Source organism: Paenibacillus sp. plas6 (genome assembly GCF_057221655.1).
In genome coordinates this window covers 4,295,263-4,310,301 of the sequence record NZ_CM170151.1, presented here as the reverse complement: position 1 = coordinate 4,310,301, position 15,039 = coordinate 4,295,263, and the positions used below count along the sequence as shown (strand labels likewise).

The following is a 15,039-nucleotide window of genomic DNA, read 5'->3' as shown; positions in this document are numbered from 1 at the left end:
CTGTGTTTAAAATAAATCAAGTGAAACTAGCAGCATGAGGTGGAGAGATGATAGAAAAGATAAAGAGAGAGTGGTTTGGAAACATACGTGGAGACATTCTTTCAGGTATTGTCGTTGCGCTTGCATTAATTCCCGAGGCATTGGCTTTTGCGATCATTGCTGGTGTTGATCCTATGGTCAGCTTATATGCTTCATTTTGTATTGCCATCATCATTTCCTTTGTTGGCGGACGACCAGGGATGATTTCTGCTGCGACTGGAGCAATGTCACTATTGATGATGCCGCTTGTAAAGGAGTACGGTCTGCAGTATTTATTAGCAGCTACAATATTGACAGGGATTATTCAAGTTATTTTTGGCATATGCAAAATCGCTAATTTAATGAGATTTATTCCACGAGCCGTCATGCTTGGTTTTGTGAATGCTTTAGGGATTTTAATTTTCACAACACAGCTGCAACATATTGTTGGTATTTCTGCCTTAACATATGTCTTTGTTGCAATTACGCTGGCAATCGTCTATATTTTGCCGCGTTATGTGAAAGTCATTCCAGCACCGCTTATTGCAATTGTTGTTTTAACTGCAGTTGTCATTTTCGCTGGATTTGATTTGCGCACTGTGGGAGATATGGGGACGATTTCAAAAACGTTGCCGACTTTTCTTTTACCGGATATACCTTTTAATTTAGAGACATTAATGATCATTCTTCCTTACTCGCTTGCACTTGCGATCGTTGGTTTGCTGGAATCGTTGTTAACGAGTTCGATTATTGATGATATGACAGAAACTAGCAGTAATAAAAATAAAGAAGCAAGAGGACAAGGAATTGCCAATATCATTACTGGATTTTTCGGCGGTATGGCTGGCTGTGCGATGATTGGTCAATCGATTATTAATATGAAATCCGGCGGAAGAGGGCGTTTATCAACATTTGTCGCAGGAGCATTTCTAATGTTCTTAATTATTGTAATGGGCGATCTCGTATTAAAAATCCCGATGCCAGTGCTGGCAGGCATTATGGTGATGGTCTCCTTTAGTACATTCGATTGGTCGACGTTCAAGTTTATCCGTCAAGCTCCTAAAACTGATGTACTCGTAATGCTTGTGACTGTAGCCGTCGTGCTTTGGACACATGATTTGTCACGAGGCGTTATCGTCGGTGTGCTGCTTAGTGCCATTTTCTTTGTTGCTAAAATTTCAAAAATAAAAGTGACACAGCAACTGAATGACGATTCACCGTACTACAAGGTAAATGGCCAATTATTTTTCGCATCAACGACTGGTTTTACCCAAGCCTTTGATACATCTGTATCTCATCAAAAAATTACGATCGATTTTTCAGATGCACATATTTGGGACGATTCTGCGGTTGATGCTGTAGATAAGCTGTTAATGAAGTTTCGTGAGAATCATAATGAGGTTAAGCTTATTGGCTTAAACTCTGCAAGCAAAAAATTGGTTGACAAAGTAATTGAGCAAAGTCATAGCAAGCCGACATTAGCAAGTCATTAATTAGGTTGGTTCTTGGGGAGGAAAAGGGATGTATAAGCGTATTATGTTGGCAGTTGATGGCTCAGAGCATAGCTTACGGGCTACCCAGCATGGAGTTTACCTTGCTTCAATGCTGCCAGATTGCAGCATTGAGGTTGTACTTGTTGCAGATATTGATAAAGCAAAAAGTGAGCTGCTTCAGGTCGGCTTTGGAGAACAGCTTCAAGCGGTACGCCGCAAACGATTGGAGCCTATCGAAACGCTGCTTAAGCAGAACAATTTACAATATTACGTGCATATTTTACATGGTGAGCCAGCGCCTACCGTTGTTCAATTTGCTAATCAAAATGACATTGATCTCGTAATTATTGGCAGTCGCGGTTTAAATACATTGCAAGAAATGGTGCTTGGCAGTGTTAGTCATAAAGTCGTAAAACGTGCAAATTGCCCAGTGCTGGTCGTAAAATGATTTCACCGATGACTCCTATTAATTAGAGCTATATATTATATTTTTGTGAACCATTTAAGGCTAATTCTTTCAGCGTACAAGGAATGAACTGCTCCCTGTCAAGTAGACAGTAGAAATAACAAAAATCGTAATGTCTGGACTCCGTTAATTACGGGGTCCATTTTTATGCTGCATTTTCAAGCTGCTGACGGTAGGTCATCGGAGGCAGCTTGTTTAACCTTTTCTGTCTACGCTTGTAATTGTAAAAGTGTATGTAGTCCTCAATTGCCTTAGCAAGGCTTTCGTAATTCTCAAAATGTCCGTTCAGGTAGTACATCTCACATTTGAGGATGCCCCAGAACCCTTCCATTGGGCCGTTATCGATACAACGACCTACACGCGACATGCTCTGCGCCATCCCCGCCTTGTCTAATCTGGCTTTAAATTGTTTGCTGGTATACTGAAATCCCCTGTCGCTATGAAAGATGGGGCGTGCATCAGGGTATCTGGATACGGCTAAGTCAAAGGTGTCGAATACTAGTCGGTTATTATTGCTCTTGCCCATGGCAAAGGAGATAATGCTGTTATCCTTCAGATCGAGAATCGCACTTAAATACAATTTTTCGTTATTGCCATACTTGAATTCTGTGACATCAGCTAACCATTTCTCATTTAGTTTCTCAGCCGTAAAGTCTCGATTCAATATGTTTTCTGCCGTAACCTCTGGTGTGAAACGCTGGTAATGTGGACGCTTTCTCCGGATCACCGCTTTGATGCCAGCTAGCTGAGTCAGGCGGTAAATTCGCTTGTAGTTGTACTGGGTCTCGTACCTTGCGTTCAGTTCATCTGTCAGTCGCCTATATCCATATATCCCATAAACTTCTGCGTAGATAGCCCCAAGCTTGTGGAGCAAGTCTTCATTCTCTCGCTCCCGAGCACTTTTTTCGCGGCGTAGCCATTTGTAGTAGGATGATCTGTTTAAGTCCAGGAACTCGCAAATCTTTGCGATCGGATATCCTTCTTGTTCATGAAGCTCTTTTACAACTAGGTAAAGCTTTTCCTGGCGTACTCCGCTTAGTACCGCCTCCTTTCGATTTCCTGAAGCTTTTTTAAGATCGCATTCTCCATTTCCTTTCGTTCGATTTCGGCTCTAAGCATTTTATTCTCTGCCTGTAACCGTTCGACTTCACTCATTTCGTCTAGCGTTTTACGTTTCCCCCGCCTGTCAATGAGTCCATCTACACCTCGTTCTTCGTATTTACGTACCCAGCTATAAATCTGTTGATAGGATACGTTGTACTTCTCCATGGTTAAGCCATAGTCTTTGCCTTTAGCTAAGCAGAAGCTTACCATTTCGATTCGCTCGTCCAATGTGGTAGCTCGTCCCTTGGTCATATAGAACCCTCTCCCTTGGCTTTTTTCCCATCGATCTATATGACCATTATTATACAACGTGATCCAGTTGCGAAGCTGTGTTCTACTACGGATTTTAAATTTCTTGCAAATCTCCTCCAGACTTCCTTCTCCACGAAGATATGCTTGGACCGCTGCGGTTTTCAACCCTGCAATATATCGTTTGTTTGTATTCGTAGTGAGAAGTCCTGATGGACCCATGGATTCATAATTCGCGATCCACTGCCGAAAAGTAGTTTTCCCGATTCCGTATTCACGTGCAATACTTCGTAGACTTCCTTGTCCACGGAGATATTTTTCTACTGCCTCTAATTTTAGTTCATAGCTAATTCCTTTTCCTTTTCTACTCATAGAAAACTCCCCTCAAAAGTAGTCCTGATTTTTGTTATTTCAGGTGTCTACTTTGAGGGGAGCATATCAGAAAGGATTAGCCTTTTTTATTTATCCAATTGACCTCGAATTTAGAGAGAAAATTAATAGGGTTAATTATTTTGATAATAATTAACTTAGAGTTGATTGAAGAGAGGAAAGAAGCTATGATAAGTTTCAGCTACAAGTATTTGGTAACTGTCTAGGAATAATTAGTGAAAGGGTGGGCTAAGGATGGAATATGTTAAACTCGGAAATACAGGGCTAGATGTTTCACGAATTTGTCTAGGCTGCATGAGCTTTGGCGATGTAACGAGATGGAATCATCAGTGGCTGCTAAATGAAGAGCAAAGTCGCCCAATTATTAAAAAGGCGCTTGATCTAGGGATTAACTTCTTCGATACAGCAAACATTTATTCAACTGGAGTAAGTGAAGAAATCGTAGGTCGAGCACTAAAAGACTTTACAAATCGTTATGATGTTGTAATTGCAACAAAAGTATTTTTTAACATGAAGGAAGGACCAAATGGAGGCGGACTTTCTCGTAAAGCTATTTTACATGAGGTAGATAATAGCTTAAAAAGATTAGGTACAGATTATATCGACTTATATCAAATACATCGTTGGGACTATCATACACCAATAGAAGAAACGATGGAGGCGCTGCATGATATAGTGAAAGCAGGAAAAGTGAGATACATAGGTGCTTCAGCGATGTACGCATGGCAGTTTCAAAAAGCGTTATTTGTTGCAGAAAAGCATGGTTGGACTCGCTTTGTTTCCATGCAAAATCATATGAATTTAATCTATCGTGAAGAAGAACGAGAAATGATGCCGTTATGTAAGGAAGAAAAAATCGGCGTTATTCCTTACAGTCCTCTTGCATCAGGCAGATTAGCACGCGAATGGAACGCAACTACTTTGCGTTCAGAAACAGATCAAGCGCAAAAAAATAAATACGATGCAACTAAAGAAAGTGATAAATTGATCGCTGACGTCGTGTCAACCATTGCCCAGCGTCATGGTGTACCAAGATCACATGTTTCCCTCGCTTGGTTATTACAGAAGGAAGGGGTCACTGCCCCAATTATCGGGGTAACCAGTATAGCACAGCTTGAAGAATGTGTCGGTTCACTTCAGTTCAAACTTAGTGAGGAAGAAATCAAAGCGCTTGAAGAACCGTATGTTCCACATAAGGTTGTAGGAGCACTGTAAATATGCCGGATAATTAACTAAAACATTAGCCCATGCTGTATGGTGAAAGCCTACTAAAGTATGGGCTAGTTTTAGTTTTGTCCCTATTAAGGGCGAATTGTAACTTTGGTGCCAACTGGTACAAGGGCGGCGAGCTGTAATACATCCTCATTATACATTCGAATACAGCCTTGAGAGACTTGATGTCCAATAGAAGCGGGGTTATTTGTTCCATGAATCCCGTAATGCGGCTTCGATAAGCCGAGCCAAAATGCCCCATAAGGACCTCCAGGATTGCGCTGTTTATTAATAATCGTAAATTCCCCTACAGGAGTTTGGCTAAGCATCCTCCCGATTCCTACAGGAAAGCCTCTGACCACAATATGATTATCCAACAAATATAGCATGCGATCAGATAAATCAACGATAATTGAGTAGTTTGCCATTATTCTCACTCCTTTAAGCAATTATATGTGGCTAAGTGAGGAGAAGAGTGGGCAAAGAACTAGTTATTTTTGGTTTTTCTTTCCTTATGGCTTCTTCAAAGATGATTTCAATAACTTATCTTTACATTACGCTTGGAATGCTTTTAGTAAGCAATCCTGTGAATGAATTTAGGAAATTATGGGGATGTTAAAACATTATTGATTAAGAAGGCGAGGTGAACTAGGTGACAGAAAAAGAAAAACAATCTAATAAGAAATTACCAATCGCTAAAGCTGAGGATGTAGAATTTTCTAGAGAACTTGCGGATGAAGATGATCTAGAAGCGCTTGAAAGAGCAGAAAAAGCAGATCGTCGAGCAGAATCTAAATAGCAGAATCTAAATAGCAGAATCTAAATAAAGGAAGAACTAAATTTATAAAAAGAGTTTTTTGTTAATGACGTTAAATATTATTGATGAGCACGCTTCTAGTTTCACCTGTTAAGCGTGCTCATTTACATTTGAATGGAGGTATTTGAGCTTTTTTAGAGTATTTATATTAACGAGAAAACTTTAATTAGTAATCAATCGAAGGAAGGTTGAGGAATATGAAAATTACATACTTAGGTCATGCTGGTTTATTAGTGGAAGGAGCCGGTAAACGTATCGTTATTGATCCGTTTTTAACAGGCAATCCTTTAGCCGCTATTCCTGCAGACCAATTAAAAGCAGATCTTATTGTGTTAACTCATGGTCATCAGGATCATACGAATGACGCGCCAGCCGTAGCTTTAGCGAATTCTTGCCCAATCATTGCAGTTGTTGAGCTAGCGGATCTTATTTCACGCTCAGGAGCACAAACTGTTGGCATGAATACTGGCGGTACATACAAATTTGATGAGAATATATCAATTAAGCTAGTGCCTGCTTTCCATAGCTCATCATATACGATTGACGGTGTAGCCTATTATGCAGGACAACCGCAGGGCGTCATATTAACTGTTGGCGATAAAGTGCTCTATCATATGGGAGATACTGCTTTATTTTCAGATATTAAATTAATTGGTGAATTGCATAATATTGATATCGTTGCGATTCCAATTGGGGATCATTTCACAATGGGTCCGAAAGAAGCATTGCTTGCTGCATCATGGACGAAAGCTAAACAAGTAATCCCAATCCATTACAATACATTCCCGCCAATTGTTCAAGATGGTAAGAGCTTTGTTCAAGCATTAAACGAGCAAGGGCAAATTGGTCACAACTTGGCACCAGGAGAGTCTGTTGAAATATAAGCATAGGAGAGTTGGCTAATCATTGCCAGCTCTTTTTTCTCTGTTTATCGTACATTAAATTGTAAAATAAGGAGGGATTATCAATAAATGAGTCGAATGATAAAGAAGAATTGATAGTTTTTCTGGATAATTGTACTTTCTATTCAAAAACATTCTGTTGAGTTTAGTTGTTTAATTGCTAAAAATTTAATCCAACCTCTTTATAGAGGCTCTGTACAAAATATGTATAGTCAAGCTTTAAGTAAATCTGGTCTTAGTAAGCCCGCCTCTGTTCACATCAGAAGACATCCAAAAAGCGAAAATATATCGATAACAGCATTAACTCTATTTGACGCATAAAAAGCCTGTTCGATACCTTGTAGCTTGGAAAATATTGTTCTGGAATATTATAGAAATAATAAGTCTAAAAGTAAGCTACCTTCTTATTGGCGGATTCGGTCTACAAATAAAATAGCGGAATATGCATAGATTTGGATTACTCTATTTGCAAAAGGGCAAATAGAGAAGCAAGCAATTGCTGCAAGAGGATAGGATAGGATAGACTTTGCAACAAAACCTAATCTAATAGCGTATGAACAGTTCGGTTATTTACGGGAGACATTGGTGGATATTAAGATTTTGGAGGAATGTGATATGAAAATTGGTTCAATTCTATTTTATAAAAAGTTTGATTATGCGGCATTTCCAATTGGATTACTTGCTTTCTTACTTATCATTGGAGATCTAATTTACAATACAAGCATTGATTCTTCCTTGCTATACAGTCAATTACTTTTAGTTATTCTATATTATATTGTTACTAGAGGAAATGCAGAAAGCAACTATTTAGAAAAAGGAATTAACCCTGTTATTGTCTTAACATTTTTTGCATGTTTCGTTATACTAGCTTTTATAGTCAATGCAATCTTAATCATTAATTTATTGATCTAAAAAAACAGTAAGCAATAAATAAGCGCTGCGATCAACCTAAAGAAATTCTTTATGTTGTTGGAGCATATAAGGAGTGTAAAATGGATTTACTATTATTTATTATTGGCGTCGCTGCTGTAATTGCTTTATTAAGCAACCAGTACGCTGCATTAAAGAAAATGGATAAAATTCAATCATCCTTAAATCAGTTAAACGAAACAGCAGAAAAGCTGTTAACAGAAGAGAATAAAAATAAGTTATAACTAGAATAAATAGAATGCTAATATTAGCTTACTCATCATGACACCCACTAAAGAGCAACTATATCTGAAGTGGGTGTTTATCATTTGCATTATGACACAAATCAAAGCAAATACTACTTTAGTGAAAAAAAAGACTGCAAGCAGTTAACGTTGGCTTAGCTATTTTAGAGCATGTATGGAATCAAAGTCCTCTGCAATATTCTCATGAAGAACTCGCTCAAGCTCGAAATGACTGCCATCAATAAAAAGCACTCGAGCAATAGATAATATTGTGAGTTAATTGCAGAAATATCGCGTAAGGATTCATAATCAGGAACATACAATGAGACAGAAAAAGGAGAACAGAACATGCTTGCACTTAAATTTACTCAGAAACTGTTAAAGGACATGAAAGTAACAAAGGCAGAGCAATTAAGTGAGGTGGATCCTTTATTTAGTTGGCATGCAAACATATTGCAATTAAGAAAGAAATATATCATTTTTGTAAATGATTATAGTCGGTTAAGCATAGTGGTTGAAGGGATAAGAACCTCTCAACTTGAGAAGCTGCAAGAACAATTTAAAGCACAAGCGAAAGAATATTTACTATATGAAGGTCTAAAGAAAAGTCAAATTGATCAGTATTTCCTTGAAGCTGGTGAAATCGTTATCGGAAAAACAAATGACAGAAGTGTATTAGGTACGATGACTGAAATGACACATTATAGTCATATGGTTGAATTTGATCATCCATTTGCGTTGAACACATGGTTAAACACCATGATATATAAGCCACATTATATCGAACCGATTGAATTATTCAGAGAATTAATTACTAATCGTTATTCTCAATAAGTTACCAGAGGTTTAGATTACATAAATGAATAAGTATTGACTTTGATCGTCATGGAGATTGGATACTATGATGATATCATCTTAAACAGTCTAGGATTTCTTTTAGGATATGGGCTGTATAAAAGTATACATGTTATTTTCAGATGAAAGATTGTAATATGAAGTGCGACACCTAAAAAAATAACTCATGACGAATTCGTGTAGAATGAAGTTACCAGACACCACCTACAAGGAGAACTCGTCATGAGCTATACACATCTTACCATAAACGAGCGTACAAAAATAGAAACATTATTACATTTAGGATGGAGTGCAAGAGCCATTGCACAGCAGATCAAGCGCCACCATTCTACGGTTTCTCGTGAAATACAACGCATGAATAACCACTCTTCTACTTATGAGGCTAGCGACGCACAAGCCGATTATCAGCACAAGCGGATGCAAAGTAAACCAAAAGGAAAGTGGAACAAAGACAGAGCACATTACCTTACTCAAACTCTGGCTGCAACATGGTCTCCAGAACAAATTGAAGGTCGAATGAAACAAGACGATCCTGAGCACGCGGTATCCTTTAAGACCATCTATCGCTGGATTTACCAGGGGAAGCTCGTCCAAGGAAACACCATCTTCTTGCGACACAAGGGAAAGCGTAGAAAGCCTCGTGAAAGCAGAGGTCGCTTTAATCTTGGATTATCCATCAGGCAACGTCCAAAAGAAGTGAAGCAACGTGAAACCTTTGGTCATTGGGAGCTTGATACTGTCGTTTCTAGCCGTGGTAAAAGTAAAGGCTGCTTGGCTACCTTTGTCGAACGAAAAACACGCTATTACTACGCTGTAAAAATGCCTGACCGTTCAGCCTTGTCTATGGAGAAAGCTGTTGCTACGGCTTTAGAAGAACTTGCTTTACCTATGTTTACAGCTACCGTTGACCGTGGGAAGGAATTCGCTTGCCATCAAGCATTGTTAGAAGAACACGGCTTGATGGTTTACTTTGCTGATCCTTATTCATCTTGGCAAAGAGGCAGTAACGAAAATGCCAATGGGCTTCTCAGAGAATTCTTTCCTAAGAAGTTCGACTTAAACACGATAGATCAAGCTGAACTTGAATGTGCTTTAGATTTAATCAACCATAGACCACGTAAATGTCTAGGTTGGAAAACTTCTCACGAAGCGATTATGGACGAGTTGTCGCACTTAGCTTGACAATCTATCTTTAGTAAATCAAAGAAACGAACAAGAAACGTAACTCCATTGATCATCGTTCTTACAACTTTAATTATCGTTTGCTTTTTACCTTTTACTGCGTTAATAATCAATCTTGATTATGAGCTTAACAAATCTGAACGAGATAAAGTAGTATCCTTAATTTTGCAAGGAGAATTATCACCAAACGTTTCACACAATTCTGAGTTAATCCATTTGTCCGAGGAATTTGAACATTTATCAAGGGGCGGAGGAGAAGTGGTAGTAAAAGATAGTGGACAAGATAAGTATATTCTCTTCTTTACTTATCGAGGAGTAGTTGATAATTATGCTGGATTTCTTTATACAACTAATGAAAAAGCTCCTGATGAAACACTATTCAGTAAGTTAATCGAAATCAAACGGTTTGACAAAAACTGGTATTGGATAAATGCAACGTAAAATTATATTCACAGTGGTACGGCTTAAAATATCGATAAAAATTTAGAGCTCAGCATTTTGTCATAAGTGTCACCATAAACTTATGACACTTATCACCTACGTATTTGTTCCGGAAAGGTCTATAATAAAGATAAGAGATTGTACGGAGCAGGGGGAAATAAAATGCTGAGCACTAGTTTAAACATTGGAATTTTTGGAGATTCAATAGGAAAAGGAATATTGTTACACCCAGAATCAAAACGGTATCGTACGATAAAAATAGATTTAAATCAATTAATTGGTTTAAGCAAACGAAAAATATCTATTGAAAACTTCAGTATGATGGGAAGCACAATTACAAAGGGATTATCTGTTTTGGATCGTCAAATCGATAAAGTAAAACAATTTCAGCATGTGTTATTAGAATTTGGCGGTAATGATTGTGATTATAACTGGAAAGAAATTTCAGAAAATCCTAACATTGATCACGAATGTAACACGCCTATTCCACTTTTTCAGCATAAGTATACAGAGATGATCGAAAAAATTCGTGCACGTAATTGTCAGCCGATTATGTTAACTTTGCCGCCACTTGTACCAGATAAGTACTTTGCTTGGTTGTCAAAAAATCTTAATAAAGAAAACATCAAAGCGTGGTTGGGCGGAGATATAAATAAAATATATCGTTGGCAAGAGCTCTACAATCTAAAGGTTACATTGTTAGCTAGTAAATTAGACGTACCATTAATTGATATTCGCTCAGCATTTCTTCTAAAACCTCAATATGAGAATTTAATGTGTGAGGACGGCATTCATCCAAACGAAGCAGGCTATAAGCTAATATATAAAACGGTGTCGGAGCAATTTAGACAAATAATGCCTTCCCATTATGAAGGTTATGAGCTTGCGAAATAAATTGCAGACATCTGCAGAGCATATATTTTTTTGGTTTATTATATAAATTAATAATTGCAGTTAACTGGCTGGTTTAATGTTCGAAAATGAACTTGAACTAGCTTTTTTATTTTAACTATGTCAACCAATAAAATGGTAATATAAACTAAATGAATCATTTTTTTCTTTATTGAAAAAATAAGAGAAAGAAGGTTGTAATTGTGAAAAATATTAGTTCTATCATTATTGCCATTATCTCTGCCGTATTAGCTATAGTAGGCACTAACTTTCTAATAAATTCTGTAGCTTGGGGAAAAGAGTCTGCAGATATTTATTTAATAACGAAAGCAGGAGGAAGTATTGACTCTACCCAGTATCTTTTAGTTATGGAACAGTATATTAATATTAATAAATGGGTGGGAGTAATTTTATTATCTGTTGGTTTAATTTTTTTATTATGGAATCTTCAAAAGCTTGATTATACTAAGTTAATCAAAAAAGCTAAGGAACTATATGAAAAAAATAACTAGCTTGAAAAAGACTTAGGAGCATATTACATAATCTTTAATTACCAAGAACAACTCGTTTACAAACTAATGGAGAAACATATTTGACAAAAGTACTAATTAAAACTAAACTGTATTAGTACTAGCTAGTACAGAACTGTCTTATATTGATGAACGAGATTAGTAAAGATATGGATGCACTGTATAGGAACTTTATGGTAGATAATTAACTTATACATTGTGATTTAAATACAGGGGTATAATATAAAAATGAATCAGAATCTAACCAATGTATTAGAGACAATGAAATTATATCGCTTAAGTCATAGGAAAGTACAGCTTGCATTAAGTTCAGCGCTAAGTAAATCCGGACTTACACCTTTACAGTTCAATATTCTAGAGCTCCTATACACACAAGGTGAGTTAAGTATTACTGAGGTAATGAATCAATTATGTGCAACGAAAGGGAATATGACCGTTGTAATTAAAAACATGATTGATAAACAATGGATTTATCGTCATTCCTCTGAGACTGACAAACGAACCAGTGTAATTGGGCTGCTTCCTAAAGGGAGAAAAAAAACAGAAGATTATTTACCAATACATCAAGAAATGATTCTAAAAATTTACGAGGACTTTTCGGATGAAGAATTGCTGATGTTTGGTAAATTACTAAAAAAAATAAAATAACAGAAGAAGGTAAGCATCATGACAAAAACTATTGCAATTGTTAATGGATCATTACGTAAAAACTCATTTAATCAAACGATTGTAGAGTATGTAAAAGAAAAACTTGAAGCTAAAGGCTATTCTGTAACAGAGCTTAATATTTCTAATTTACCTTTTATAAATCAAGATATCGAATTTCCTGCACCAGAGTCTGTAGCTGCAATTCGCGAAGAATAAAAAAAAGCTGAAGCTCTTTGGATTGTAACGCCAGAGTATAATGGTAGTATTCCTGGTCCATTGAAAAATATGTTAGACTGGATATCACGTCCTGTTGAGCAAGGTGTATACGGCGCTCCTGAATTTGTAAAAGACAAATTAGTAGCAATTAGTGGTGCAGCGGGAAGTTCAAAAGCAGCATACGTGCTAGAGGAATTGAATGGTTTATTAACTCGTATGGCTATGAATCCATTGGAAGTAAGAACTGGTATAGCTTTAAGCATGGAAGCTTTTCAAACTGGAGTATTTACATTATCAGCTGAGGATAAAGAACAACTTGATCAGCAAATCGAGAAGTTTTTAGAAGCACTAAAATAAAATAAGATTAGTCTGTTTATATGATCATCGTCTAGTTCGGCATGAGCTGTACGATGATCATTTATTGTTGCTAAAAAAGTCTAATTTGCTAGAGGAGATGAAAATTGATGGCTTTTACAGTCTCAGACGAAGCACTCCATACCTTTAAAAGCTAGTGGGATGTAAAGGAAGGACAATATGTACGAATTTATGCTAAATACGTTGGTGGCGGAAAAGATGCGTTTTCTGTTGGAATAAACGTTAGTGCCGATCCTATTGATCCTGCAATCATTAAATCGATCGGTGGCATTCAATTTTTTGTTGAAAAAAGCGATGAATGGATTATTAAAGAAGCTCCATTATACATAGATAGCAATGAAGATGGAATTTACTTTAAATATGAGTAAACCTAATAAAGCTTGAGTCAGTTCTTTTAAGCATTACTATCAATTTATGGATTTACTTACTTTAATATCGCTAGATTATGTCCTGGCTAACTTACAACCGTCGTTCATTGTAAGTTAGCCTTTTAATTTCAAGCAAAAAGGAATCTCCATCATTATTTCGTTGCGGATAAACTGAGCTGTTTAACTAAATCTGCTAGTTTACGTATACTCCACTCTAGTTCATCAGGTTTAGCATATGCGTAGGAAATACGTAATAACCTTCCTGCATTTCTATCGTAAATAGAGCCAGGATTTAATAAAATCCCTTCTTTGTAGGCACGCTCTATTAATATTTGCATTTGTATATCTCCTGTTAGTTGGAGCCAAATGTAAAAACCACCTGAAGGAACAGTCCATGTGGCAATTCCCGCAAAGTAATGCTCTAGCAGTTGAACGGTTAGATCTCTTCGTTTCTTAAGCTGTTCTCTAATATAAACTACATGTTTCTGATAGAAGCCACTTGCCAGCCATTCAGCCGCCGCCCATTGCGATAGCGAGCTTGAACCGTAATCAAATTGCATCTTTATATCTGCTAAGCGCTCAATCACAGGTTCAGGTGCGACTACCCAACCAATTCTTAATCCTGGACTTAAAGATTTGGATAAGCTCCCTAAGTAGAGAACTAAAGCATTGGGATCATTTGCTTTAAGAGGCAAGGGAGGGGGATTATCAAGCCAAAGCTCGCGATAAACATCGTCTTCAATTATTGGGAGCCCTTCATCTGTACAAGCCTTCATAAGTTCTTGGCGCCTAGTCTCTGTCATAAGACAGCCTGTTGGATTATGAAAAGAAGGTATCGTATAAAGCAATGATGCGTTATAGCCTCTTTTGTATCGCCTTATTAAATTTGCCTGGATACCGTTTTTGTCCATTGGTACACCTATCATCTTTATAGCGTTAGATTGAAAAACATGTACGGAATATAAATAAGATGGCTTCTCTAATAAAATAGAAGCACCTCTTTGAAGTAATCCCATTGAAATAAGCTGTAATCCTTGAAGTGCGCCAGAAACAATTAAAATATTTGAAGGTGAGGTATGCATACCAAAGCTGCTTAAATATTTTACAACTTGTTCGCGCAAATACCGATTCCCTTGCGGCTCTTCATAGCCTAATGAAAATGAATTAGATGAAAATCTATTTAAAATTAACTGCATCTGCCCAGAGGGAAGCAAATCAGGTGATAGCTCACCCGTGCCAAGTCGAATAATCCCAGCTTGAAATTCAGCTTGGTTGATATGCTGGATAGCAGGCTGATTTGGATAATAGCTGCCTGCCTCCACATAAGTGCTCCAATCGGGCGGAGGAGTCGCAGCGAGCAAGTTCCAGGAGTTATTAATGACTTTAGTTCCACCTTTTGTATTTCCTTCAAGCAGTCCCTCAGCGATTAATTCACTTAAGCCATGTACAACCGTACTTCGATTCACATTAAAAAGCTTAGCCAATGCGCGCTGTGACGGAATTTTGGTTCCTACAGCCCATTCGCCAAGTGAAATCTTTTGCTTAATAAAGTCTTTAATTTGAATATAAAGTGGCGTGTTGGATGAGAAGTCAGGCTGCCAATCCATATTAGGTTGCTCTCCTTTTCAATCAGTCTCGCTAGTCTAGTATAACATTTGGTTGGTTTTATAGTCATCCATTTGGTTGGAGACGAATTTCGAGAACAAACTATACTAGATAGTGTTCGTT

At 37.3% G+C, this 15,039-nt stretch carries 16 protein-coding genes and 2 pseudogenes; 14 read left to right on the top strand and 4 right to left on the bottom strand.

Annotation, left to right across the window (positions count from 1 at the left end; all coding sequences use genetic code 11):
• Positions 1 to 47: 47 nt before the first annotated feature.
• Together AC2TDL_RS19135 and AC2TDL_RS19130 are read left to right on the top strand one after the other, a co-directional pair.
• The gene (locus tag AC2TDL_RS19135) at positions 48 to 1,511 is read left to right on the top strand and encodes a SulP family inorganic anion transporter (protein WP_484697647.1); all 1,464 of its coding nucleotides are present in this window, start codon (positions 48 to 50) and stop codon (positions 1,509 to 1,511) included.
• A 28-nt stretch (positions 1,512 to 1,539) separates the two neighbouring features.
• On the top strand, positions 1,540 to 1,959 hold the full coding sequence (locus tag AC2TDL_RS19130; protein ID WP_484697646.1) for a universal stress protein: 420 nt from the start codon (positions 1,540 to 1,542) through the stop codon (positions 1,957 to 1,959).
• Positions 1,960 to 2,122: 163 nt separating this feature from the next.
• On the opposite strand, the pseudogene AC2TDL_RS19125 reads toward AC2TDL_RS19130, so the two are convergent.
• Both AC2TDL_RS19125 and AC2TDL_RS19120 read right to left on the bottom strand, forming a co-directional pair.
• Positions 2,123 to 2,992 (bottom strand): annotated as a pseudogene (locus AC2TDL_RS19125) (IS3 family transposase); the annotation flags it as partial.
• A gap of 20 nt (positions 2,993 to 3,012) precedes the next feature.
• The gene (locus AC2TDL_RS19120) at positions 3,013 to 3,702 is read right to left on the bottom strand and encodes a helix-turn-helix domain-containing protein (protein ID WP_484696083.1); all 690 of its coding nucleotides are present in this window, start codon (positions 3,700 to 3,702) and stop codon (positions 3,013 to 3,015) included.
• A 252-nt stretch (positions 3,703 to 3,954) separates the two neighbouring features.
• Between AC2TDL_RS19120 and AC2TDL_RS19115 the strand changes: the two genes are divergently transcribed.
• Positions 3,955 to 4,935: an aldo/keto reductase gene (locus AC2TDL_RS19115; RefSeq protein ID WP_484697645.1), complete on the top strand. Its 981-nt coding sequence runs from the start codon at positions 3,955 to 3,957 to the stop codon at positions 4,933 to 4,935.
• A gap of 86 nt (positions 4,936 to 5,021) precedes the next feature.
• On the opposite strand, the gene AC2TDL_RS19110 is transcribed toward AC2TDL_RS19115, so the two are convergent.
• A complete protein-coding gene (locus tag AC2TDL_RS19110; protein WP_484697644.1) occupies positions 5,022 to 5,360 on the bottom strand; it encodes a L,D-transpeptidase in 339 nt (112 codons plus the stop codon).
• A gap of 224 nt (positions 5,361 to 5,584) precedes the next feature.
• Here AC2TDL_RS19110 and AC2TDL_RS19105 point away from each other — a divergent pair, with 224 nt between their 5' ends.
• The 11 genes and pseudogenes from AC2TDL_RS19105 (at position 5,585) to AC2TDL_RS19055 (ending at position 12,925) form a co-directional block, all read left to right on the top strand.
• Complete coding sequence (locus AC2TDL_RS19105) at positions 5,585 to 5,731, top strand: YfhD family protein (protein ID WP_484697643.1); 147 nt, start codon at positions 5,585 to 5,587, stop codon at positions 5,729 to 5,731.
• 215 nt (positions 5,732 to 5,946) lie between these two features.
• The gene (locus AC2TDL_RS19100; RefSeq protein WP_484697642.1) at positions 5,947 to 6,633 is read left to right on the top strand and encodes a metal-dependent hydrolase; all 687 of its coding nucleotides are present in this window, start codon (positions 5,947 to 5,949) and stop codon (positions 6,631 to 6,633) included.
• Positions 6,634 to 7,236: 603 nt separating this feature from the next.
• Entirely contained in the window at positions 7,237 to 7,563 is a 327-nt protein-coding gene (locus tag AC2TDL_RS19095; protein ID WP_484697641.1) for a hypothetical protein, read from the top strand.
• Positions 7,564 to 7,643: 80 nt separating this feature from the next.
• A complete protein-coding gene (locus AC2TDL_RS19090) occupies positions 7,644 to 7,805 on the top strand; it encodes a hypothetical protein (protein WP_484697640.1) in 162 nt (53 codons plus the stop codon).
• A gap of 348 nt (positions 7,806 to 8,153) precedes the next feature.
• Positions 8,154 to 8,639, top strand: a complete 486-nt coding sequence (locus tag AC2TDL_RS19085) for a DUF6933 domain-containing protein (protein ID WP_484697639.1) — start codon at positions 8,154 to 8,156, stop codon at positions 8,637 to 8,639.
• A 243-nt stretch (positions 8,640 to 8,882) separates the two neighbouring features.
• Positions 8,883 to 9,842 carry an IS30 family transposase gene (locus AC2TDL_RS19080; RefSeq protein WP_340834498.1) on the top strand — a complete coding sequence of 320 codons (960 nt, stop codon included), beginning with the start codon at positions 8,883 to 8,885 and terminating at the stop codon, positions 9,840 to 9,842.
• 48 nt (positions 9,843 to 9,890) lie between these two features.
• A complete protein-coding gene (locus AC2TDL_RS19075; protein WP_484697638.1) occupies positions 9,891 to 10,283 on the top strand; it encodes a hypothetical protein in 393 nt (130 codons plus the stop codon).
• A gap of 162 nt (positions 10,284 to 10,445) precedes the next feature.
• Positions 10,446 to 11,177 carry an SGNH/GDSL hydrolase family protein gene (locus AC2TDL_RS19070; RefSeq protein WP_484697637.1) on the top strand — a complete coding sequence of 244 codons (732 nt, stop codon included), beginning with the start codon at positions 10,446 to 10,448 and terminating at the stop codon, positions 11,175 to 11,177.
• A 200-nt stretch (positions 11,178 to 11,377) separates the two neighbouring features.
• Complete coding sequence (locus AC2TDL_RS19065) at positions 11,378 to 11,686, top strand: hypothetical protein (protein WP_484697636.1); 309 nt, start codon at positions 11,378 to 11,380, stop codon at positions 11,684 to 11,686.
• A gap of 246 nt (positions 11,687 to 11,932) precedes the next feature.
• Positions 11,933 to 12,352: a MarR family winged helix-turn-helix transcriptional regulator gene (locus tag AC2TDL_RS19060; RefSeq protein WP_484697635.1), complete on the top strand. Its 420-nt coding sequence runs from the start codon at positions 11,933 to 11,935 to the stop codon at positions 12,350 to 12,352.
• 18 nt (positions 12,353 to 12,370) lie between these two features.
• Positions 12,371 to 12,925: pseudogene (locus AC2TDL_RS19055) on the top strand (NADPH-dependent FMN reductase).
• Between the two features lie 538 nt (positions 12,926 to 13,463).
• Here the strand turns inward: AC2TDL_RS19055 and AC2TDL_RS19050 are convergent.
• Entirely contained in the window at positions 13,464 to 14,918 is a 1,455-nt protein-coding gene (locus tag AC2TDL_RS19050) for an aminotransferase-like domain-containing protein (protein WP_484697634.1), read from the bottom strand.
• Positions 14,919 to 15,039: the final 121 nt, after the last annotated feature.

What these genes read in the sequence shown, in the direction of transcription:
- AC2TDL_RS19135 (WP_484697647.1), top strand. Translation starts at nt 48, where the DNA reads ATGATAGAAAAGATAAAGAGAGAGTGGTTTGGAAACATACGTGGAGAC.
- AC2TDL_RS19130 (WP_484697646.1), top strand. Translation starts at nt 1,540, where the DNA reads ATGTATAAGCGTATTATGTTGGCAGTTGATGGCTCAGAGCATAGCTTA.
- AC2TDL_RS19120 (WP_484696083.1), bottom strand. Translation starts at nt 3,702, where the DNA reads ATGAGTAGAAAAGGAAAAGGAATTAGCTATGAACTAAAATTAGAGGCA.
- AC2TDL_RS19115 (WP_484697645.1), top strand. Translation starts at nt 3,955, where the DNA reads ATGGAATATGTTAAACTCGGAAATACAGGGCTAGATGTTTCACGAATT.
- AC2TDL_RS19110 (WP_484697644.1), bottom strand. Translation starts at nt 5,360, where the DNA reads ATGGCAAACTACTCAATTATCGTTGATTTATCTGATCGCATGCTATAT.
- AC2TDL_RS19100 (WP_484697642.1), top strand. Translation starts at nt 5,947, where the DNA reads ATGAAAATTACATACTTAGGTCATGCTGGTTTATTAGTGGAAGGAGCC.
- AC2TDL_RS19090 (WP_484697640.1), top strand. Translation starts at nt 7,644, where the DNA reads ATGGATTTACTATTATTTATTATTGGCGTCGCTGCTGTAATTGCTTTA.
- AC2TDL_RS19085 (WP_484697639.1), top strand. Translation starts at nt 8,154, where the DNA reads ATGCTTGCACTTAAATTTACTCAGAAACTGTTAAAGGACATGAAAGTA.
- AC2TDL_RS19080 (WP_340834498.1), top strand. Translation starts at nt 8,883, where the DNA reads ATGAGCTATACACATCTTACCATAAACGAGCGTACAAAAATAGAAACA.
- AC2TDL_RS19070 (WP_484697637.1), top strand. Translation starts at nt 10,446, where the DNA reads ATGCTGAGCACTAGTTTAAACATTGGAATTTTTGGAGATTCAATAGGA.
- AC2TDL_RS19060 (WP_484697635.1), top strand. Translation starts at nt 11,933, where the DNA reads ATGAATCAGAATCTAACCAATGTATTAGAGACAATGAAATTATATCGC.
- AC2TDL_RS19050 (WP_484697634.1), bottom strand. Translation starts at nt 14,918, where the DNA reads ATGGATTGGCAGCCTGACTTCTCATCCAACACGCCACTTTATATTCAA.